The following is an 18,461-nucleotide window of genomic DNA, read 5'->3' on the forward strand; positions in this document are numbered from 1 at the left end:
GCTGTTCACCCTGACCTGTTGGTGCGCCGACCTCGCGCTGGTCGCGGCGCTGTTTCTCATCCTCACCTGGAGCCTCTGACATGACTGACCTGACCCTGACCGCTGCCGCCCCCGCCATCCCCGCCATCCCCGCCGGCTACCTGGCCGACGCCCATGACCGGCTGGTGCCGCTGGCCAACATCCCCGACGCCGAGTTGCTGCGCAACGAGCTGGTGCACGGACTGCTGGGCATGGTGCGGACCACCCATGCCGACCTGGCCGCCCTGAAGGCCCAACTGCTCACCCGGGTCGCGGAACACGTCGCCCTGGTGGCCAGTGACTACGACGTCGACATCACCGGCAGCAACGGCAACTGCGCGCTGGTCAGCTACAACGGCCGCGCCAAGATCGAGCGGGTCAGCGCCGACCGCGTGGTGGTCGGCGAGCAGATCCACGCCGCCGAGGCCCTGGTGCGGGACTACCTGGCCGATGCCACCCGCGAAGCCGGCCCGGCGCTGATCGCCATCGTCGACCGCGCCTTCCGCCGCAACACCAAGACCGGGCAGTTGAACGTCGCGCGGCTGTTGGACTTCGTCGCCGTCAAGATCGACGACCCGCGCTGGCGCAACGCCCAGCAAGCCATCCGCGACAGCTTGCAGGCGCAAGGCTCGGTGACCTACTTCCGCGCCTATGAGCGCGACGACATCACCCAACCCTGGCGGCAACTGCCGTTGGACTTCAGCGCCATCGCCCCGGCCGTGCCCGCGCCGGCCCCGGAGACCACCCATGGCTAACACGCTGGAAACCCTCACCGATCACCTGTTCACGCAGCTCGCACGGCTCAACGACCCCCAACTCGACGACGCGGCCCTGCACGCCGAAATCGCCCGCGCCGGCGCCATGGGCCACACCGCGCGCGAGATCATCGCCGCCGGCCGCCTGGCGGTGGACGCCGCCAAGGCGCGCGCCGACTTCCTGGCCGGCGAGCCCGGCCCCAGCGTGCTCGGCCTCGGCGGCGGCGCCGACGCCAGCCCGCCGCGGCCGCACATGATCAGCGGCGGGCGCTGACATGGGGCGCCACTACACAGCGGAGATGCTGGAGTGGTTGCGCCAAGCGTATCGGGTCGACCGCCTGGTCGACCTGCTGCCGCGCTGGAACCGGCGCTGGGGCCGCAGCGACGGCCTGGTCACCCTCAAGTCCATCCTCTACCGTCATGGCATCAGTTCCGGGCGCCCGCCCGGCCTGCGCCCCGGCGAGGCGCGTGAGGGGCAGATGAGCCGCGTCTACACCGATGCGGAGTTGGACTGGCTGCGCACCCACCGGGCGCAGTATCCCCAGCCCGCGCTGGCCGCCGCCTTCGCCGCGCGCTTCGGGCGCGTGGTCGGCCCGGATGCGCTGGCGCAAGTGTGCATCAAGCGCGGCTATCGCGCCGGCGGCAGCGGCTGCTTTGTGCGCGGCACCCGGCCGTGGAATGCCGGGCGCACCGGTCAGCCCATGCACCCGAGCACCATCGCCGCGCAGTTCCCGCCCGGTAACCAGCCGCACACCTGGTTGCCGGTCGGCACCTACGCCCAAGACGGCTACGGCCGCTGGAAGGTCAAAGTCAGCGACAGTACCGGCGACCCCACCCGGCTGGCGCGGCGGGACTGGCGCTACGTCACTCGGCTGACCTACCAGGATTACGTCGGGCCGATCCCGCCCGGCGGCTGCATCCTCCTGCTCGACACCGATGAGTACCATTGCATGGACCCCGACAACCTGATCTGCGTCAGCCGCGCCGTGTTGGCCCGGCTCAATCAAACCGGCTACAGCACCCTGCCGCTGGACCGCGCGCTGCGCCGCGCCGCGGTCGCCGCCGCGGTGCTGGTAGACAGCGCCCACACCGCCGCCCGGCGCGCCGGGCTCAGTGCCAGGGCGCGGCGGCAACTCATCGGCGGCGGCGGGCCGTTCCCGGCGCTCACCGCGGCGGCCGCCGCGCTGGTGCGAGAGCCGGTGGCGATTTGAGGGAGAGGGGTCCGGCGGTTGCCGCCGCCGGACGGGCTGGTCCAGTAGGACACAACGGCCGTAGCAGGCCACAACACAGCGTAACAGTTGGAGTGAAGCAGATGACCAAGCGTAGCAACTACGGGCTGGCGCCGAGCGCGTCGCCGCGGGGCGTGCCGGTGACGGTGGCGGCACCAGTGGCTGGACCGGATTTGACCGGGATCAACTGGAGCGGCCTCGGGCGAAGAAATGGCGGGCGCGGCAAGAACCCCATTGCGTTCGTGGGCATGTCGACGACCAAGGCCACCGCCGACCACAAGTACACGACGATGATCGTGTCGTTCTACCTGCCAGCCATGCAGGTGATGGGGTGGCGCGTGGGTGACCGGGTCTTGGTGGGGCTGACCGCTGATCGGGCATGGGTTGTTGTGCGCCGCGTCACTGACGCGACTGGTTACAAGCTGTCGTCGCTGTCGTCGCGGCCCAAGGATACGCTGGTAGGGACGGTGACCTCGGCGAGCGTGCGCGTCCCGCATCCGGATGTTGGGCCGTGGCCGATGACCTACTGGAAACGCGAGGAGATCCACATCGACCTCGCGGGCGGGATGCTCGCCATCCCGCTGGCGGTGCTGTCATGAGCGACACCACCACCGCCGACCTGATCGCCGCCGTTCAGGCCGCCATCAACGCAGACCCGACGCTGAGCCAAGCCAGCGTGGCCGCCGCCCTGGACTACTCCCCGGCCGTGCTGGGGCAGATGATCAGCTTCATGCCCATCAAACCACAGCCCGAGCACACCGCGGAAGAATTGGCCAAGGCCGTGCGCTATCCGGACGGCGCCGCGTCGTGGGACCCGATCAAAGCCGTGCCGTACCGCTGTTACCCGGTCAAAAGTTACCCGGTCAAAACCGTCCGTGAGCCGATCACCCCCGATCCGCCCGGCGCCCAGCGCCGCGGGTCGGCGCCCGCGGGCACGGTGCGCTCCGGCCAATTGCTGGCCTTGCGCGCCTGGTGCCTGCGCCAGCCCGCCCCCTTCTTCCACGCCGACGCCCGGGCGGCCATCCCCGACCTGCACGGCAACTACCTGGGGCGGCTGGGGCGGCTGGGGCTCTTGAAGGTGCGGGTCATCAAGGCGCCCGGCCGCCGCCAGGAGTTCCAATGGCTGCTCGCCGTGCTCGCCTGGCCGCCGGTGCCGGCCGGGTGGCGCGCAGTCGCCAGCCCCTACCCGTGTCACCGGCTGGCGGTGCGGCCGGCCGCGACCCCGGAGACCCCAGCATGAACCGCCCCGACCTACGCGCCAAAGAGATCACCCTGATCCACATCGCCAAGGCCCACCTGGGCCTCGACGAGGCCACCTACCGCGCCCAGATCCAGCGCATCAGCCAGGGCCGCACCACCAGCAGCGCCGCGCTGACCGCGATGGAACGCGACCGCCTGCTGGCCGAATACCGGCGGGCCGGCTGGGTGCCGACCGCGCCCAAGCGCGCCGGTCGCGGTCCCACGGCGGCGGTGATGGAGCGGCGGGCGATGCTCACCAAGGTCAACGCCCTGCTCGCCGAGCAGCGCTTGCCCTGGGCCTATGCGGAGGCCATCCTGCGCCGCCAGCGCGGTATCACCGACACCACCGTGGCCTGTCCGCTGGCCCACACCACCGACGTGGAACTGCGCGGTGTCATCGCCGCGTTGCATCGGCGGGGCAAGCGCCCGCCGCCGCCTGACCGGAGCCCGCCGCCATGACCGACGACTTCCGCCTGCTGCCGCAAGACCCGCCCCGGGCCCCGCGCCCCGCGGCCGGACCGCGGCGCTTGCCCAGCGGGCTGGAGGCCCAGGTGCGGCGGCTCGGGCGCATCCCGGAGGATGAAGTGCGCTGGCCGGCGCACTTCGTCGAATACCTCGAAGTCGCCGTGGCCGGTCTGCGCGCCTTGCCGGCCGGCGCCCGTCCGCAGGAGCAGGCGCTGGCCGCGCTGGTCGCCATCGCCGCCTATGTCGGACCAGGGCGGGACTATTGGCCGTCCGCCGCGCACATCCACCGGGCGGCGCGCGACTGGCACATCTATCACTGCGAGTGGGATGGGCGCAACGCCGCCGCCATCGCCAAGCGCCACAACCTCACCGTGCGGATGGTGCACGTGATCCTGGCCAAGCAGCGGCAGTTTGCCAGGGAGGCGCGGGCGCGGCGGCGGGGGTAGGTTGGGGTGACGAAGGAACCCCAACATCCTCCGCCGCCTCCCGTTGGGGTTCCTTCGTCACCCCAACCTACGGCCTTTCCGTTCTTTCCTTTCTTTCCTCGCGAGGAAGACAACCGCGGTCGATTGGGGTAAGGAACGCACCCCCGCCGGGAGCCACGGACGGCCCCACCATCGGGGAAACGCACAGCCCCATTCCCCCCGCCGCACCCCTCATGCTAACGGCATGAACACCGTCCCCTTCGTCCTCTCCGCGGCCTCCCGCCAGCGCCTTAAAGGCGTGCATCCGGACCTGATCCGGATCGTGGAGCGCGCCATCACCCTCACCCCGGTCGACTTCAAGATCACCGACGGCGTGCGCAGCCCCGTAGGTTGGGGTGACGACGGAACCCCACCCTCCCCCGCCGCCGCCCGTTGGGGTTCCTTCGTCACCCCAACCTACCCGCTGTACGGGCGCATCGCCGTGGCGATGAAACAGGCCGCCAAGGATCTGAGTCTGCCGCTCGTCTGGGGTGGGGATTGGAAGTCCTTCAAAGACGGCCCGCACTTTGAACTGCCTGCCAACCACTACCCGGAGCCCCGTCATGGTTGAAGTCATCCCACCCCCGCTTCCCCCCGCGCTGCCGTTCGACCCGTTTGAGCCCAAGCGCTGGTATGAGAGCCGCGGCGTCATCGGCGGCCTGATGGTGGTCCTCGCGCAGCTCGCCCAGGTCATCGGCTACCAGGTCGACGCCGCCGCGCTCACCGACTTGGTGCTGCAAGGCGTGGCCCTGGTCGGCGGCCTGTTGGCGCTGGTCGGGCGCGTTCAAGCCACTCAGCCGATCGGACGCCCGACGCCATGAACCTCGGCGAATGGCCGCTGGTGATCAGCATCATCGGCGCCTTCCTGGCGACCGCGACGCTGGCGCGGGCGGCGGTGCGCGACATGGCGGACCATCTGGACCGGCGTTTCGTCGAAGCCGAGGCGCGCCGCCAGGATGCCTCAACGGCGTGGCAGGAGCGGCTGCAGATCCGTGATCGGGTCTGTGGCGAGCACCGCGGCGAGATCATCGCGCTGCAACAGCAGATGACCGACCTCAAGGAACACATCGCCGACAACTACGTCTCGCGCCACACCTGGATGGAGCACGTTGGCTCCACCAACATCAAGCTCGACAAGCTCCTGGACAAGCTGCGCGCGCCCTCCGGCTTGCACGATGCATCGACGACCTACGTGATGAAGTCGACGAGCTGCAAGCCGACGCGCTGGAAGCGTACACGCTGGAAGCGCCCACCACCAAGGCCCCCACATGATTGACATCGACACCCTGCGCAGCAAGGCGCGCCGCGCCGCGGTGCTCTTCATCCTCTACCAGGTCTATCCGCGCGCGCTGGGCGCAGGGCTCATCTACGAGGCGCTGACCCCGGACGTGACCGGCGATCCCGACGAGGTGCGCCGCGCCCTGGCCTATCTGTGCGACCGCCATCAGGTCATCGCCGCCGGGCGCGCCAGTGACGGCGGGCCGCCGCTCTACCGCCTCACGGTGGCCGGGGTCGATGCGGTGGAGGCGCTGCCCGACGCCGACCTCACCCGCGTGCGCGCGCTGCGGCTGCTGCGCCTGCGCATCCTGCAAGCGCTCGACTGGGGCGGCGCCCGGCCGATGCCGGTCAGCCTGATCGCCGCCGCGCTGGCCGACGACACCGACCTGGATCTGTCCGAGCCCGCGGTGCGCCGCGCCCTGGCCTACCTGACCGAACATGAGCTGGCCGAGGATGGTCACGCCGAGGGCCATCCGGACCTGTGGCGCATCCTGCCCGGCGGCACCGACTACCTGGCCGGGGAAGGCGATGGCATTGAGGGCGTTGCGCGCCCTACGGTGTGGTAAGGCCGCCATGCCGCCGCCCGCGCTGATCCCTCGCTTGCCGACCGAGATTCGCGCCTGGCTCGATGGCCAGTTGCGTGACCGCGGCTTTGCCGATTATGCCGCCCTTACGGTGGCCTTAAATACCCAGTTAGCGGCCCATGGGATGGCCCTGACGCTGTCCATGCAGACGGTCGGGCGCTATGGCCTCGGCCTCAAGCAGAAGGTGGCGCGCATCCAAGCCGCCACCATCGCCGCCCAGGCCATTGCCGCCGCCGCGCCGGATGACGAGGCGCAGCAATCGGCCGCCGTCACCAGCCTGCTCAGCACCGAGATGTTCGAGCGGCTGATGGAACTCAACGAGTCCGAAGGGATGGACGATCCGGCCGCGCGCATCGACCTGATCGCCCGCGCCGCCCGCGCCCATGCCGACCTCACCCGCGCCAGCATCAGCCAGCGCAAATGGGCGGCCAGCATTCGTGCGGAGGAACGCACCCGCGCGGCCGGTGCCGCCGAGACCGCGGCGCGGCAGCAGGGGGTCAGCGCGCAAGGCATTGCGGCGTTGCGCGAAGCCATCATGGCGGCGTTATGAATCCACCTGTGAAAAATGAGGAAAGCCGTCAAGACCCGGCCGCGGACCGGCCGGGCACCGCCACGTCGGACCCCTGCACCGGTTGTCGGCACCTCCTGGTGTTCTCCTGCCCGTGCCAGCGGCCCCGCTGTCGCCTCAACGCGCATCCGGGCCAGGCCGGCGGTCGGCGCGACACCCCACGCCGCCCCAGTGGCGGGCCATGACCCCCGATCGCAATGCCCCCCAATACCCGCGCCAAGCCGCCGTCCCGCGGATTACCCCGCAGCAACTGCCGGCGGCGATCGACGCCATCCGCCGCGCGCGCGGTGAAACCAGCAGCGCCCTGGCCCAGGCCGCCGCGGCACGCGAGCGCCTGATGAAGATCGACCAACTCGAATTTGAGATCGAGCGCCACCTCACCGCCGCCGCGGCGGCCGTGGCGGCGCGCGATCTGCTGCAACGCGGCTGGACCGCGGACTGACCATGGCCCCCATCTTCCTGCCCTATCAACAGCGCTGGGCCGCCGACCACACCCAGGTGAAGATCTGGGAGAAGAGCCGGCGCATCGGCGCCAGCTACGGCGAGGCCGCCGCGGCGGTGTTGCACGCGGCCGCCGCCGAGCGCGGCGGCGATGTCTACTACATCTCCTACAACAAGGACATGACCGCCTCCTTTGTGCGCGACTGCGGCACCTGGGCGGGCGCCTTCCAGACCGCGATGGGCACGGCCGGCGAGCGGGTGCTCACCCGCGACGACGGCCGCGACATCCACGTGTTCGATATCCCTTGCGCCAGCGGCCACCACATCCAGGCGTTCAGCAACAACCCGCGCAACCTGCGCTCCAAGGGCCGGCCGGGTGACTGGGTGGTGGTCGACGAGGCCGCCTTCGTTGACGACCTGGCGGACATGCTCAAGGCGGCGATGGCGGTCACCATGTGGGGCGGCCATGTGCACCTGATGTCCACCCACAACGGCGACGACAACCCCTTCAACGGCCTGATTCAGGACGTGCGCGCCGGCCGCTACCCCTACAGCATCCACCGCACCACGCTCGACGACGCGCTGGTGGACGGGCTCTACCAGCGCATCTGCCAGGTCACTGAACAGCCGTGGAGCCTGCTGGCCCAAGCCCAATGGCGCGCCGACCTGATCCGCCGCTACCGGCCCAACGAAGACGAAGAGTTGCTCGTCATCCCTGCCCAGGGCGGCGGCACCTACCTGCCGCGCACCCTCATCGAAGCCTGTATGCCGGCGGCGGCCGACTCCGGTCCGCTGCTGCGCTTCAGCGGGGACGCCGCCTTCAACGCCGCGCCCGAGCGCACCCGCGCGGGCGTCATCGCCGACTGGCTGAAAGACCAGTGTGACCCGGTCTTGTCCGCTTTAGACGGCACCCGCCGCCACGTCGCCGGGATGGACTTCGCCCGCTCCGGCGACATGACCGCCATCGTCCTGCTGGAACTCGGCGCCACCTTGCAGCGCACCTGGCGCGCGCTCATCGAACTGCACAACGTGCCCTTCGCCCAGCAGCGCCAAGTGTTGCACCACGCCCTCGACCACCTGCCGCGCTTCGCCGGGGCCGCGCTCGACGCCGGCGGCAACGGCGCCCAGCTCGCGGAGGAAACCGCCGAACGCTTCGGGCGGCTGCGCGTGCAGCAGCTCAAATTCACCGAAGGCATCTACCGCGACGCCTTCCCGCGCTACAAGGCCGGGCTGGAAGATCGCACCACCACCCTGATCCGTCACGACGACGTGCTCGAAGACCATCGCGCCGTGCAGCTGGTGCGCGGCGTGCCCAAGGTGCCGGACGGCAAGACCGACGCCCGCGGCCAGCGTCACGGTGACAGCGCCATCGCCGGGCTGCTGGCCGATATGGCCGCCGACCGGCCCGGCGCGCCGCTCGCCTGGGAAGCGGTCCCGCGCGGGGCGGCCCGCCACCGGGCCGACTGGGACGATCCGCGGCGCGCCGCTGACGACACCTTACGGGAGCTGTACTAATGGTTTATCTGACCCGGATCGCCGCCGCGGTGGCCGATGCCCTGGGCCGCACCGTGGCCCCCAAGACCCTGACCGAGCGCCAGACCGACGCCCCCCAACTGACCCCCCTGCACCGCACCTGGGGCGGCCATCCGGTGCACGGGCTGACCCCGGAGCGGATGAGCGCGCTGCTGGAGGGCGCCGACTCCGGGGATCTGGCGGCGCAGTCCGAGTTGTTCCTGGACATGCGCGACCGCGACCCGCACCTCGACGCCGAGATGGGCAAGCGCGAGCGCGCCATCCTCACCCTGCCGTGGTCGATCGAGCCGCCGCGCAACCCCAGCGCGCGCGAGAAGCGCAACGCCGCGGCGGTCGGGGAGCTGATCGCTGCCGTGCCGCAGTTGGAGGATACCTTCGTCGGGCTGATGGACGCCGCCGGCCACGGGTTTGCGTGCCTGGAGCTGCGCTGGTCCGCCGCGGCGGCCGGGGCGCGGCTGCCGGCCGAGATCACCGCCCGGCCCCAGTCCTGGTTCCGCCTCGACCGCGCGACCCGCACCGAACTGCGCCTGCGCGACCAGAGCAGCGACGGCGCCGCGCTGTGGCCGCTGGGCTGGATCGTGCACCGCCACGCCGCGCGCGCCGGGTACCTGCACCGCGCCGGCCTCTACCGGGTGCTGGCCTGGCCGTGGATGCTGCGCCAGTTCAGCCTGCGCGACCTGGCCGAATGGCTGGAAATCTACGGCCTGCCGATGCGCCTGGGCTACTACCCCGCGGGCGCCGAGACGGGCGAGAAGGCCGCCCTGTTCCGGGCGGTGCGCGATCTGGGGCGGCACGCCGCCGGCATCATGCCCGAGGGCATGCGCCTGGACCTGCTGAGCGCGGCCGAGGGCCAGGCCGACCCCTTCATGGCCATGGTCAGCCACGCCGAGGCGTGCATCAGCCGGGCGATCCTCGGCGGTTCGCTGTCCTCGACCCCGGCCGCCACCGGCTTGGGGTCCGGGGTCGCGAATCTGCAAGGGGAGGTCAAGCGGGATCTCCTGATCGCCGACGCCCGCCAAGTGCAAGCCACCCTGACGCAAGACCTGGTCTATGCGGTGGCGGTGCTCAACGGCCTGGCCGATGACCCGCGCCGCGCCCCGGTGCTGCACCTGGAAACGCGCGAGCCGGCCGACCTCACCGCCTTCTCGCAGAGCCTGGAGCGCCTCAGCCGCGCCGGCGCCGGGGCGATGATTCCGTGGTCCTGGGTGCGCGCGCAGACCGGCATCCCGGAACCGGTGGGCGACGAGCTGACGCTGGGGCCGGCCGCGGACAGCACCGACGCGGCCAGCGCCGACGCGGCCACGACCACCGCGGCCCCGGTGGAGGCCAAAGACATCAACGCCTTCGGGCTCGGGATGCAGTCGCTCAGCGGCGCCGGGCTGGCCATTCCCGAGTCCTGGGTACGTGCGCGCACCGGCATCCCGGCCCCGGCCGGTAACGAGCCGATCCTGATTTCCCACAGTGCCCGCGCCCCCGCCGCCCCGGCCGTGGCCACCGCCGCCGCCAGCCAGGCGCCCGCTACCCTGCCGCCCGACTATGCCGAGCAGCACACCGCCGCCCTGGCGCGCGCCGCCGAGCCGTCGATGACGGCCCTGCTGGGGCCGATCCGCGCCACGCTCGACGCCGCGCTGACCGAGGGCCTCGACCTCGCCGCGGCGGGCGAGCGGCTGCTGACCCTCTACCCGCGGCTGCCGGTGAGCGACTTCAGCGCCGTGCTGGGGGAGGCCCTGACCGCCGCCGACCTGGCCGGGCGCTATGACCTGGAGCACGGACAATGACCCCGACGCCGGCGCCGCACCGCCACACCCACCCGCGCTCCTGCTGGTGGTGCGCCCACTTCGATCAGCGCCACGGCACCGACGCCGTCTGTGCCCATCCGGCCTATCAGGTGCCGACACCGTGGCAGGGCGCGATCCAGGCCGGGCAGCCGTGCGGGGGGGCGAATGCGCCGTTGTGGGCCGAGCGGAAGGCTCATGGACACTAATGGACAGGCTCATGGACACTGAGGCCGTAGGTTGGGGTGACGAAGGAACCCCAACATCCCCGGCCACCGCACGTTGGGGTTCCTTCGTCACCCCAACCTACAGGCTAACGCGGCCATGACCGACCCCCGCGCCCGCTACATCCGCGACCACGCCCCGACCCTGCTGCTGGTACAGGCCAGCCGCGCCGAGCCCGGCGTCAAGCTGGATCTGGATGCCGCCATCCGCCACGCCGCCGCCCTCTACGACCGCCTGAGCGCGGCCGGCTACACCGCGGACGCCACCGTGCCGCGCCCGGTGCGCACCCGCGCCAGCATCGACGCGGTCGGGGCCTTGGCACCCGCCGACGCCGCGGCCTTCGAGGGGTTCTACCGCGCCTATGGGGTGATGAAGGGCAAACAGCGCGCCGCCGCCCGCTGGGCGGAACTGGCGCCCGATGCGGCCCTGGCGCAGCGCATCATCAAGGCCGCCGCGCAGGACGCCGCCACCCCGCGGCCCGCCGATGCGGTGCGCAAATACCCTGAAGGCTGGCTGAGTGAACGGCGGTGGGAGGACCAACCGGAGCCCGGCGCCGCGCGCGCCGCCGATCCGGCCGCCGCGCGCGCGGCCGAGGTGCGGGAGCTGCTCGCCGAACGGCGCACCGTCGCCGCCATGTATCAGGCGCACCCCGACCCGACCCTGGGCGTGCAGTTGGCCGGGCTGGAGGTCAGCCTGGCCGCGCTGGGCGTCGTGCCCGAACTGGTCGCGGCGGCCGCCGCCCGGTCCCGGCCCCAGGGGCTGACCCAGATGGCGAAGCTGTTGGGGCGCGGCTGACCATGGCTGACTACGGCTCGCTGCCCTTCGCCGAGCAGATCGCCTTCTTCAAGGACAAGCTCGACCTGCCGACCGAGCGCTGGGACGATCTGCTGGGCGCCGCCCACGACCGCGCCTTCGTGGTGGCCGGGGCCACTGGCGCCGATCTGCTGGCCGATCTGCACGCGGCGGTGCGCAAGGGGATTGAGGACGGCACCACCCTGGCGGAGTTCCGCCGCGACTTCGAGCGCATCGTGGCGGCCCGCGGCTGGACCGGCTTCACCGGCAGCGACAGCGCGGCAGGCATCGCCTGGCGCACCCGGGTGATCTACGAGACCAACCTGCGCACCAGCTACGCCGCCGGGCGCTGGCAGCAGATTCAAGCGGTCAAGGCCGATCGGCCCTACCTGGAATACCGGCATAGCGAGAGCGTGCTCAATCCCCGCCCGCTGCATCAGTCGTGGGACGGCCTGGTGCTGCCGGCCGATGATCCGTGGTGGCAGACCCACTATCCGCCCAACGGCTGGGGCTGCAAGTGCCGGGTGTTCGCGCTCAACGACCAGGACCTGGAACGGCTGGGCAAGGCCGAACCGGACCGGGCGCCCGATGATGGCGAGCGCGATTGGAAGGATTCCCGCGGGGTGGTGCACCAGGTGCCCAACGGGATTGATCCGGGGTGGGACTATGCGCCCGGCGCCCATGCCAAAGCCCCGTTGCGGGATCTGTTCGAGCGGCGCTTAGCCGACCTGCCCGCCCCGATTGGCGCCGAGATGGCCGCGGTCCTGCGGCCGGCGATCGCCGCCGAGCAGGCGGCGCACTATCGTGACTGGCTCACGCGGTTGGCGACCGATCCGCGCGCCAAGAGCGAGCGACCGATCGTCGGCGCCCTGCATGTGGACGACCTGAACTGGCTGGCCCAGGCGGGTAAACCGCTGCCGCAGACCGCCGAGATCGCGATGGGCAGCGGTCCCATCAATGGCCCGAAGGCCGCGCGGCACGCCGCGGACGGGGATGCGCTGACGCCGCAGGTCTGGGAGTATCTGCCTGAATTGCTGGAGGCGCCGCTGGCGGTCTGCTATGACGAGGCAAGCGGCCATCTGCTCTATATCCTGCCGGAGGCGACCACCCGTCGCCCGCAGCTCGCGGTGGAGTTCGATTACCGGCGTAAGGACCGCGCCAACGTCATCGTTTCCGGGTATCGCCCGCAACGCGACGATCTGCTGGCACGGGTCGCGAATGGGACCTTACGGCTGATCAGGGGGGAGTTGTGAGGATGGGAGGCCGGCCGTCCCTCCATCCATCGGTAGCCGCCGCGGTCGGTTCGACGGGCGACAGTCCCATGCGCGTGGAAGCCGAATTTCCGCGCCTCATCCTCACGCGAGGACTATAGCCCATGGCCGGCGCCGCCGTCACCATCACGGTCGACGACGCCCAAGTGCGCGCGGCGCTCGGGCGCCTGATCGAACAACTGCACACCCCGGCCCGTGCCCTGCGCGACGTGGGCGAGTACCTGCTGCGTTCCACCGACACGCATTTCCGCCAACAGCGCGAACCGGACGGCACGCCCTGGCCGCAGTTGTCCGACGTCACCCTACAGCGCCGCCTCGACGCCCGCGCCGGCACCCGCGGTAAGCGGGGCCTGACCAAGAAGGGCCGCGCCGTGCTGGCCAACGCGAAGATCCTGCGCGACTCCGGCATCCTGCAAGATACCCTCCGCTACCAACTCACCGCCGACGGCCGCGGGGTGGCGGTCGGCACCGACCGCGTCTATGGCGCCATGCAGCAGTTTGGCGGCACCCGCGCGCAGTGGCCGCACCTGTGGGGCGACATCCCGGCGCGGCCCTTCCTGGGGCTCGACGCCGCCGACCGCGCCGAGATCGTGGCGATCTTCCGGCGCCAGTTAGCCCGGTAGGTTGGGGTGAGGAACGAACCCCAACATCCCCCGCCGTCATCGTTGGGGTTCCTTCGTCACCCCAACCTACGGTCTGACCCCCGAACCCAGAACCCCCACCGCTGACCACACCCCCACCCCAGAACCCCATTTAAACCCCATTTAAATTCGTCTCCAATGCCCCTCACGGGAGGGGGCCGCTACCCTACTCGCCGCCCGCCCCCGGAATGCGTCTACGGGGCTCCTAGAAGGTGATCGGGAATGTTGGGGTTCCTGCGTCACCCCAACCTACGGCCGACCGCGCAATCGTTGAAACGCATGGCCCCAAACCCGCGCCCGCGGCGGGTAGGGTGGCGTCATGGCATCGCTCACCACCGCCCGCCCGTCCATCGCCGCCTTGGCCCTCCCGGCCCAGGTCGGCGCCGCTCAGGTTTTGCTCCCGGCTGGGACGTTCCGCGCCCCGCGCGGGGCGCTGCTGGGCGGGTCCGGTCCGTGGCACCTGTCCGCCGCGCGCGGCGCGACCTTGGCCGCGGCGCTGGCCGCCCGGCACGCCGACCTGGTGGTCGACTACGAACACCAGACCTTGCGCGCCGTCACCAACGGCCAGCCGGCCCCGGCGTCCGGCTGGGTGCGTCCGCCGGAGGTCGCCTTCGACCCCGCGGTGGGCGTGACGGCGGCCATTCACTGGACCGAGCGCGCCGCCGCCGCCATCGGCGCCGGCGAGTATCGCTATCTGTCGCCGGTGTTCACCTTTGACCCGCAGACCGGCGAGGTCATGGACCTGTTGCATCTGGCCCTGACCAATAACCCGGCGATCGACCTGCCGGAGGCCGCGCTGGCCGCGGCGTCCTCCCTTTCTTTCCATCTGACCCAGGAGACTGCCGCCATGGCCGACCTGTCGGGCGCACTGCGCGAGCGGGTGCTGCACCTGTTCCAACTGCCGCTCACGTCCACCGACGCGGACCTGGTCCGGTCGCTGGATGCCCTCACGCCCCTGCTCCAGGGCAGCGACGGCACCGCCGCCGCGTCCCTGCCGGACCTGCTGCGCAACGCCCAAGCCCAGGTCGCGGCGCTGACCGCCCAGGTGCAGGCCGCGCCCACCCCGGCGCTGGTGGCGGACCTGCAAGGCCAGGTGGCCGCGTTGACCGCCGCCGCCGAGACCCAGACCCGCGCCACCCTGCTGGCCGCGGCCCATGCCGATGGGCGGCTGCTGCCCGGTTCGGCCCTGGACACCCACTGCGCCGGGCTGACGCTGGCCGCGCTCAGCGCGCTGCTGCCCGGTCTGACCCCGCTCGCCGCGCTGGCCGGCACCCAAACCGGCGGCCAGGCCCCGGCCGGTGTCGCCGCGGCGGCCGCGGGGACCGACGATCTGGAGCAATACGGCGGCAGCGCCGAGTTGCGTGATGCTTACCAGCGCGCGGCGGCCGAGGGTCGGGTGCGCATCTACGGAGACACCGCCCAATGACCACGCTTGCCGCAAACAAGGTCCGGCCCTTCGAGTTGGGCGACCTGGCCCAGTACCCGATGGTGGCCAGCGACACCCTTTACGAGGGCGCGGCGGTCGGCCTGGTGCCGGCCTCCGGCCATGCCCGCCCGCTGGCCGCGGGGGATCGCTTCGTCGGCTTCGCCACCGGCCCTTACACCAGCGGGGCCACCGCGGGGGTGGACCTGGTGGAAGTGCGCCGGTCCGGTTCGGTGCAACTGCCGGTGGCCGGCGCCGTGATCACCGACGTGGGCGCGCCGGTCTATGCCGGCGATGACGATACCTTCCAGTTCAGCCCCGTGGCCGGGGTGTTCATCGGCCTCATCCGCCGTTGGGTGGCCGCCGGCATCGTCGTCGTCGAGTTCGGCCCGCACCGCGCCGACCCCTACGGCCGCTGGTCGGTCCGCGAGGCGATCAGCGACAACAAGACGCTCGATGCCGAGGACTGCGGGAAGCTGTTCTGGGTGGCCGCCGACGCCAAAGTGGTGACGCTGCCGGCCATCGCCGACGGCCTGGCCGGCCCCTGCATCGTCAACGGCGGCGCCTTCGGCACCGTGGCGGTGACCATCAGCCCCAACAGCGCGGACATGATCCTCGGCCCCGACATCACGGGCGCCAATGAGAAGTCCCTCATCAACACCAAGACCACCGCCCAGCGCGGCGACCGCGTGCAGCTCACCGGCGGCGACGCCGATGGCTACCTGGTCACCGAACTGGTGGGCACTTGGGCGCGGCAGGCGTAACCCGGAGACTCTGATATGCCGACTCCTACCTTCCCCGGCCGTCTGTCGACCTCGCGCGCCATCATCGGCGCGATTCAGCAGGCGATCGAGACCGACAACAGCGAGGCCTGGATCGCCCGCGTCTACTCCGAAGTCCTGCGCTCCGACCAGGAGGTGGAGGACTACGCCTGGATCGGCGAGACCCCCAAGATGCGCGAGTGGATCGGCGGCCGTCAGGCCGTGGGCCTCTCCGAGAGCAACTACAGCCTGCGCAATAAGCACTTCGAGGCCACCATCCGCATCCCGGTGGCCTGGCTGCGGCGCGACAAGACCGGCCAAATCCGCCAGCGCATCAGCGGGCTGTCGATGGCCAACACCGAGCACTGGGCGGACCTGGGCGCGGCCCTGATCGAAGCCGGCGAGAGCGCCCGGTGCTACGACGGCCAGTACTTCTTCGACACCGATCACCCGGACCCGTCGACCAGCGACGTCGCCACCCAAAGCAACGACGTGACCTACGACGTGGTCGCCCCCACGGCGCCGACCGCGGCCGAAATGTCGGCGGCCATCATCTACGCCATCAAGACCCTGCTCGCGGTCAAGAGCGCCAAGGGCCGCAAGCTCAACGCCGCGGCGCGGCGCTTCGTGCTGCGGGTGGGCCTGGACCTGATGGCGCCGGCCGCCGCCGCGCTCGGCAACACCGTCATCGCCGACACGGTGTCGGTGACCAACACCCTGATCACGCTGGGCACCCTGGGCGGCTTCCAAGTCGAGTTGTGGGTGGACCCGCGGGCGACCTGGACCGACCGCTTCGCGCTGTTCCGCGCCGATGGCCAGAACCCGGCGCTGGTGCGCCAGGAAGAGCAGGGCTTGCAGATCAAGGCGCAGGCCGAGGGCAGCCCGCTGGAGTTCGACGAGGATGCCCATGAGTACGGCCTCGACGCCTGGCGCAATGGCGGCTATGGGTTCTGGGAGTCGGCGGTGCTGGTTACCTTGACCTAATCGAGCAACCATCATGACCAAGACCGACCTGATTGACGGCCTGGCGGGCGAGGCGAACCTCACCAAGGTCTTCGCCAAGGCGTGCATCGACTACGCCCTGGGTACAGTCGCCGACGCCCTGGCGCGCGGCGAGCCGGTGCACCTGGCCGGCTTCGGCAACTTCGATCTACGCCTGAAGGAGGCGCGCACCGGCAAGACCTTCGGCCGCGCCTTCGACCGCCCGGCGCACCACGTGGTGCGCTTCCGGGCGGCCAAGGCCCTGGCCGAGCGCCTGCCGGCGCCGACCCCGGACGCGGCGGCCTGACGATGACCACGGCGCGCTACCAGGTCACCCGCTTGCCCGGCGCCCCCCCGCGCCGGGCCGGTCGGGTGTGGCCGGTGGAAACGCCGGTTAACGCCGACTTAACCGCCGTGCAAGTGGCGCTCATTGCGGCCGATCCGGGGTATCTCCTCGCCCCGGTGGCCGCCCCCATTCCTTTAGATGCCCCGCGCCCGGCCAAGGCCGGGCGGCGGCGGACCTGACCCATGAGTCACCCCTACTGCACCCAAGCCGACCTGCTGCGGCTGCGCCTCACCACCGAGGCCGAGTTGCTCCAGCTCACCGACCCGTCCGGCTTGGGCGTCATCGACACCGCCGCGGTGAGTGCCGCGGCGGTGTCGGCCTCGATCGAGATCGACCCCTATCTGGCGCCGCGCCTGAGCGTGCCGCTCACCACGGTGCCGGCGCCGGTCTGTCGGCTGGCCGGCATCCTGACCGTCTACGCGCTCTACGGCCTGGCCCCGACCGAACACCGGCAGCGCCAGTACGAGGCGGCCATCAAGACCCTGACCGGCATCGCCGCCGGCACGCTGAGCATCGGCGCCGGCGACACCGCGGCCCCGCCCCCGGCCGACCCGGCCGTGCAGTGGGGCAGTGAGCCGGCCGCCTGGGGCCGTGGCGCCGAGGGCGGGCTGTGACCGCGACCCCGCTGCGCGAGCACTGGTGGGGTTGCGCCGCGGCGCTGGAGGACCGCATCCGCACGCTGTTGCCCGCCGGCTGGCGGGTGACGCAGAGCAAGGACCTGGCCGGCATCCTCGACCAGGCGCAGCAGGTGGACACCGTGCATCTGGTGCCGCTGGGCACCGCCGTCGTGCAGTCGAACGCGCGCGGGGCGATCAGCACGATGACGCAGCGCTGGGGGCTGGTGTTTGCGGTGGCGGCGGCCGGCGACCTGACCGGCGCGCGCCAACGCGACCGCGCCGGGCCGGTCATCCCCACGGTGCTGACCGGGCTGATGGGCTGGTCGCCGCAGGCCGGATGGGGGCCGCTGTCGCTGGCCGCGGCGCCGGGGGCGGATGTGGCGACCGAGTCCTTTGCCTACTACCCCTTTGCCTTCGAGGTGACGGCCGTGCTGACCGCCTGAGCGCGGCGCCAAGCCCCGGCGGCAGCGGGCCGTCCGGTCATTTTGTCTTTATGCGAGATCTCCAATGGCACTCGATCTGACTACCCGGCGCTTCCTGTTCCTGGACGTCGCCATGAAATACGGCATCTGGGTCGGGGACACCCGCCCGACCAGCTTTTACGACGCGGTCAACTTCACCAAACTGGAGTTCGATCCGCCCAAGCAGAAGATCGGCCGCGTCTCCTCGCGCATGGATGGCAGCGTCGGCCAGGCCCTGGCGGTGGTCAACCGCCCGACTGGCGAGCCGGCCACCGTGGCGGCCGAGTTCGATGCCGCGCCGGTGAACTTCATCGCCCTGGCGCTGGGCGCCACCGTCAGCGAGTTGGCTGTCGACGCCAAGACGGTCACGGACACCGCCGTCACCACGGTACTGGGGCTGTGGGTGCCGCTGCCCGACCAGTGGATCACCGCCGCGAGCTTCACGCTGGAAACCGATGGCGGGGCGGGCGCTGACGTGCTGATCGCCGCCACCAAGTACGAACTCGACGCGGTCAACGGCCTGATCAAGGCCACCGACGCCGCTGCGGTCGGCAGCAAGATCGCCAGCTACACCGTGGCCGCGACGGCCGGCGA

27 protein-coding genes are annotated in these 18,461 nt (G+C 71.4%); all 27 read left to right on the forward strand.

Translation table 11 applies throughout. The features are described 5' to 3' along the window. The first annotated feature begins 80 nt into the window (after window positions 1-80). Window positions 81-773: a DUF3164 family protein gene (locus QZY03_RS14575; RefSeq protein ID WP_295582231.1), complete on the forward strand. Its 693-nt coding sequence runs from the start codon at window positions 81-83 to the stop codon at window positions 771-773. Next, window positions 766-1,047: a hypothetical protein gene (locus QZY03_RS14580; RefSeq protein ID WP_295582233.1), complete on the forward strand. Its 282-nt coding sequence runs from the start codon at window positions 766-768 to the stop codon at window positions 1,045-1,047. The genes QZY03_RS14575 and QZY03_RS14580 overlap by 8 nt, the downstream gene beginning before the upstream one ends. Window position 1,048: 1 nt before the next feature. Next, on the forward strand, window positions 1,049-1,984 hold the full coding sequence (locus QZY03_RS14585; RefSeq protein ID WP_295582235.1) for a hypothetical protein: 936 nt from the start codon (window positions 1,049-1,051) through the stop codon (window positions 1,982-1,984). Window positions 1,985-2,085: 101 nt separating this feature from the next. Further along, on the forward strand, window positions 2,086-2,601 hold the full coding sequence (locus QZY03_RS14590) for a hypothetical protein (RefSeq protein WP_295582237.1): 516 nt from the start codon (window positions 2,086-2,088) through the stop codon (window positions 2,599-2,601). Then, window positions 2,598-3,242: a hypothetical protein gene (locus tag QZY03_RS14595; RefSeq protein ID WP_295582238.1), complete on the forward strand. Its 645-nt coding sequence runs from the start codon at window positions 2,598-2,600 to the stop codon at window positions 3,240-3,242. The genes QZY03_RS14590 and QZY03_RS14595 overlap by 4 nt, the downstream gene beginning before the upstream one ends. After that, window positions 3,239-3,700 (forward strand): phage protein GemA/Gp16 family protein, encoded by a 462-nt coding sequence (locus QZY03_RS14600; protein ID WP_295582240.1) that lies wholly within the window; start codon window positions 3,239-3,241, stop codon window positions 3,698-3,700. Before QZY03_RS14595 ends, QZY03_RS14600 begins: the two co-directional genes overlap by 4 nt. Next, on the forward strand, window positions 3,697-4,152 hold the full coding sequence (locus QZY03_RS14605; protein WP_295582242.1) for a Mor transcription activator family protein: 456 nt from the start codon (window positions 3,697-3,699) through the stop codon (window positions 4,150-4,152). Before QZY03_RS14600 ends, QZY03_RS14605 begins: the two co-directional genes overlap by 4 nt. Window positions 4,153-4,375: 223 nt before the next feature. Continuing rightward, entirely contained in the window at window positions 4,376-4,741 is a 366-nt protein-coding gene (locus QZY03_RS14610) for a M15 family metallopeptidase (RefSeq protein ID WP_295582244.1), read from the forward strand. Continuing rightward, entirely contained in the window at window positions 4,734-4,991 is a 258-nt protein-coding gene (locus QZY03_RS14615) for a hypothetical protein (protein WP_295582246.1), read from the forward strand. The genes QZY03_RS14610 and QZY03_RS14615 overlap by 8 nt, the downstream gene beginning before the upstream one ends. Next, window positions 4,988-5,446 (forward strand): hypothetical protein, encoded by a 459-nt coding sequence (locus QZY03_RS14620; RefSeq protein ID WP_295582248.1) that lies wholly within the window; start codon window positions 4,988-4,990, stop codon window positions 5,444-5,446. Before QZY03_RS14615 ends, QZY03_RS14620 begins: the two co-directional genes overlap by 4 nt. After that, entirely contained in the window at window positions 5,439-6,014 is a 576-nt protein-coding gene (locus QZY03_RS14625) for a hypothetical protein (protein ID WP_295582250.1), read from the forward strand. Before QZY03_RS14620 ends, QZY03_RS14625 begins: the two co-directional genes overlap by 8 nt. A 7-nt stretch (window positions 6,015-6,021) precedes the next feature. Then, entirely contained in the window at window positions 6,022-6,582 is a 561-nt protein-coding gene (locus QZY03_RS14630; RefSeq protein WP_295582251.1) for a phage protein Gp27 family protein, read from the forward strand. Window positions 6,583-6,781: 199 nt separating this feature from the next. Further along, window positions 6,782-7,042 carry a hypothetical protein gene (locus tag QZY03_RS14635; RefSeq protein WP_295582252.1) on the forward strand — a complete coding sequence of 87 codons (261 nt, stop codon included), beginning with the start codon at window positions 6,782-6,784 and terminating at the stop codon, window positions 7,040-7,042. A gap of 2 nt (window positions 7,043-7,044) precedes the next feature. Next, complete coding sequence (locus tag QZY03_RS14640) at window positions 7,045-8,556, forward strand: hypothetical protein (RefSeq protein WP_295582254.1); 1,512 nt, start codon at window positions 7,045-7,047, stop codon at window positions 8,554-8,556. Further along, a complete protein-coding gene (locus QZY03_RS14645) occupies window positions 8,556-10,352 on the forward strand; it encodes a DUF935 family protein (RefSeq protein ID WP_295582256.1) in 1,797 nt (598 codons plus the stop codon). Before QZY03_RS14640 ends, QZY03_RS14645 begins: the two co-directional genes overlap by 1 nt. After that, entirely contained in the window at window positions 10,349-10,558 is a 210-nt protein-coding gene (locus QZY03_RS14650) for a hypothetical protein (protein ID WP_295582258.1), read from the forward strand. The genes QZY03_RS14645 and QZY03_RS14650 overlap by 4 nt, the downstream gene beginning before the upstream one ends. Before the next feature lie 115 nt (window positions 10,559-10,673). Then, the gene (locus QZY03_RS14655) at window positions 10,674-11,369 is read left to right on the forward strand and encodes a hypothetical protein (protein WP_295582260.1); all 696 of its coding nucleotides are present in this window, start codon (window positions 10,674-10,676) and stop codon (window positions 11,367-11,369) included. Between the two features lie 2 nt (window positions 11,370-11,371). Next, complete coding sequence (locus tag QZY03_RS14660; RefSeq protein WP_295582262.1) at window positions 11,372-12,619, forward strand: phage minor head protein; 1,248 nt, start codon at window positions 11,372-11,374, stop codon at window positions 12,617-12,619. Between the two features lie 122 nt (window positions 12,620-12,741). Beyond that, window positions 12,742-13,260: a phage virion morphogenesis protein gene (locus tag QZY03_RS14665; protein ID WP_295582264.1), complete on the forward strand. Its 519-nt coding sequence runs from the start codon at window positions 12,742-12,744 to the stop codon at window positions 13,258-13,260. A 337-nt stretch (window positions 13,261-13,597) separates the two neighbouring features. Further along, on the forward strand, window positions 13,598-14,704 hold the full coding sequence (locus QZY03_RS14670) for a phage protease (RefSeq protein ID WP_295582266.1): 1,107 nt from the start codon (window positions 13,598-13,600) through the stop codon (window positions 14,702-14,704). Further along, entirely contained in the window at window positions 14,701-15,465 is a 765-nt protein-coding gene (locus QZY03_RS14675) for a hypothetical protein (RefSeq protein ID WP_295582268.1), read from the forward strand. Before QZY03_RS14670 ends, QZY03_RS14675 begins: the two co-directional genes overlap by 4 nt. 15 nt (window positions 15,466-15,480) lie before the next feature. Continuing rightward, window positions 15,481-16,446 carry a Mu-like prophage major head subunit gpT family protein gene (locus QZY03_RS14680; protein WP_295582270.1) on the forward strand — a complete coding sequence of 322 codons (966 nt, stop codon included), beginning with the start codon at window positions 15,481-15,483 and terminating at the stop codon, window positions 16,444-16,446. Between the two features lie 13 nt (window positions 16,447-16,459). Further along, a complete protein-coding gene (locus tag QZY03_RS14685; RefSeq protein WP_295582271.1) occupies window positions 16,460-16,750 on the forward strand; it encodes an HU family DNA-binding protein in 291 nt (96 codons plus the stop codon). Window positions 16,751-16,752: 2 nt separating this feature from the next. After that, complete coding sequence (locus tag QZY03_RS14690) at window positions 16,753-16,968, forward strand: hypothetical protein (protein ID WP_295582273.1); 216 nt, start codon at window positions 16,753-16,755, stop codon at window positions 16,966-16,968. Between the two features lie 3 nt (window positions 16,969-16,971). Next, window positions 16,972-17,403: a DUF1320 domain-containing protein gene (locus QZY03_RS14695; RefSeq protein ID WP_295582275.1), complete on the forward strand. Its 432-nt coding sequence runs from the start codon at window positions 16,972-16,974 to the stop codon at window positions 17,401-17,403. Then, window positions 17,400-17,849, forward strand: coding sequence for a hypothetical protein (locus QZY03_RS14700; RefSeq protein WP_295582276.1), 450 nt, complete (start codon window positions 17,400-17,402; stop codon window positions 17,847-17,849). The genes QZY03_RS14695 and QZY03_RS14700 overlap by 4 nt, the downstream gene beginning before the upstream one ends. 64 nt (window positions 17,850-17,913) lie before the next feature. Next, window positions 17,914-18,461, forward strand: a 548-nt coding sequence (locus QZY03_RS14705) for a hypothetical protein (RefSeq protein ID WP_295582278.1), incomplete at its 3' end; no start/stop codon positions are given.

It is taken from the genome of uncultured Lamprocystis sp. (genome assembly GCF_903933125.1).
Lineage (GTDB): Bacteria > Pseudomonadota > Gammaproteobacteria > Chromatiales > Chromatiaceae > Thiodictyon.

What these genes read in the sequence shown, in the direction of transcription:
- QZY03_RS14670 (WP_295582266.1), top strand. Translation starts at nt 13,598, where the DNA reads ATGGCATCGCTCACCACCGCCCGCCCGTCCATCGCCGCCTTGGCCCTC.
- QZY03_RS14660 (WP_295582262.1), top strand. Translation starts at nt 11,372, where the DNA reads ATGGCTGACTACGGCTCGCTGCCCTTCGCCGAGCAGATCGCCTTCTTC.
- QZY03_RS14655 (WP_295582260.1), top strand. Translation starts at nt 10,674, where the DNA reads ATGACCGACCCCCGCGCCCGCTACATCCGCGACCACGCCCCGACCCTG.
- QZY03_RS14675 (WP_295582268.1), top strand. Translation starts at nt 14,701, where the DNA reads ATGACCACGCTTGCCGCAAACAAGGTCCGGCCCTTCGAGTTGGGCGAC.
- QZY03_RS14590 (WP_295582237.1), top strand. Translation starts at nt 2,086, where the DNA reads ATGACCAAGCGTAGCAACTACGGGCTGGCGCCGAGCGCGTCGCCGCGG.
- QZY03_RS14605 (WP_295582242.1), top strand. Translation starts at nt 3,697, where the DNA reads ATGACCGACGACTTCCGCCTGCTGCCGCAAGACCCGCCCCGGGCCCCG.
- QZY03_RS14630 (WP_295582251.1), top strand. Translation starts at nt 6,022, where the DNA reads ATGCCGCCGCCCGCGCTGATCCCTCGCTTGCCGACCGAGATTCGCGCC.
- QZY03_RS14575 (WP_295582231.1), top strand. Translation starts at nt 81, where the DNA reads ATGACTGACCTGACCCTGACCGCTGCCGCCCCCGCCATCCCCGCCATC.
- QZY03_RS14640 (WP_295582254.1), top strand. Translation starts at nt 7,045, where the DNA reads ATGGCCCCCATCTTCCTGCCCTATCAACAGCGCTGGGCCGCCGACCAC.
- QZY03_RS14690 (WP_295582273.1), top strand. Translation starts at nt 16,753, where the DNA reads ATGACCACGGCGCGCTACCAGGTCACCCGCTTGCCCGGCGCCCCCCCG.
- QZY03_RS14665 (WP_295582264.1), top strand. Translation starts at nt 12,742, where the DNA reads ATGGCCGGCGCCGCCGTCACCATCACGGTCGACGACGCCCAAGTGCGC.
- QZY03_RS14685 (WP_295582271.1), top strand. Translation starts at nt 16,460, where the DNA reads ATGACCAAGACCGACCTGATTGACGGCCTGGCGGGCGAGGCGAACCTC.
- QZY03_RS14580 (WP_295582233.1), top strand. Translation starts at nt 766, where the DNA reads ATGGCTAACACGCTGGAAACCCTCACCGATCACCTGTTCACGCAGCTC.
- QZY03_RS14620 (WP_295582248.1), top strand. Translation starts at nt 4,988, where the DNA reads ATGAACCTCGGCGAATGGCCGCTGGTGATCAGCATCATCGGCGCCTTC.
- QZY03_RS14645 (WP_295582256.1), top strand. Translation starts at nt 8,556, where the DNA reads ATGGTTTATCTGACCCGGATCGCCGCCGCGGTGGCCGATGCCCTGGGC.
- QZY03_RS14625 (WP_295582250.1), top strand. Translation starts at nt 5,439, where the DNA reads ATGATTGACATCGACACCCTGCGCAGCAAGGCGCGCCGCGCCGCGGTG.
- QZY03_RS14635 (WP_295582252.1), top strand. Translation starts at nt 6,782, where the DNA reads ATGACCCCCGATCGCAATGCCCCCCAATACCCGCGCCAAGCCGCCGTC.
- QZY03_RS14610 (WP_295582244.1), top strand. Translation starts at nt 4,376, where the DNA reads ATGAACACCGTCCCCTTCGTCCTCTCCGCGGCCTCCCGCCAGCGCCTT.
- QZY03_RS14695 (WP_295582275.1), top strand. Translation starts at nt 16,972, where the DNA reads ATGAGTCACCCCTACTGCACCCAAGCCGACCTGCTGCGGCTGCGCCTC.
- QZY03_RS14650 (WP_295582258.1), top strand. Translation starts at nt 10,349, where the DNA reads ATGACCCCGACGCCGGCGCCGCACCGCCACACCCACCCGCGCTCCTGC.
- QZY03_RS14600 (WP_295582240.1), top strand. Translation starts at nt 3,239, where the DNA reads ATGAACCGCCCCGACCTACGCGCCAAAGAGATCACCCTGATCCACATC.
- QZY03_RS14595 (WP_295582238.1), top strand. Translation starts at nt 2,598, where the DNA reads ATGAGCGACACCACCACCGCCGACCTGATCGCCGCCGTTCAGGCCGCC.
- QZY03_RS14615 (WP_295582246.1), top strand. Translation starts at nt 4,734, where the DNA reads ATGGTTGAAGTCATCCCACCCCCGCTTCCCCCCGCGCTGCCGTTCGAC.
- QZY03_RS14585 (WP_295582235.1), top strand. Translation starts at nt 1,049, where the DNA reads ATGGGGCGCCACTACACAGCGGAGATGCTGGAGTGGTTGCGCCAAGCG.
- QZY03_RS14680 (WP_295582270.1), top strand. Translation starts at nt 15,481, where the DNA reads ATGCCGACTCCTACCTTCCCCGGCCGTCTGTCGACCTCGCGCGCCATC.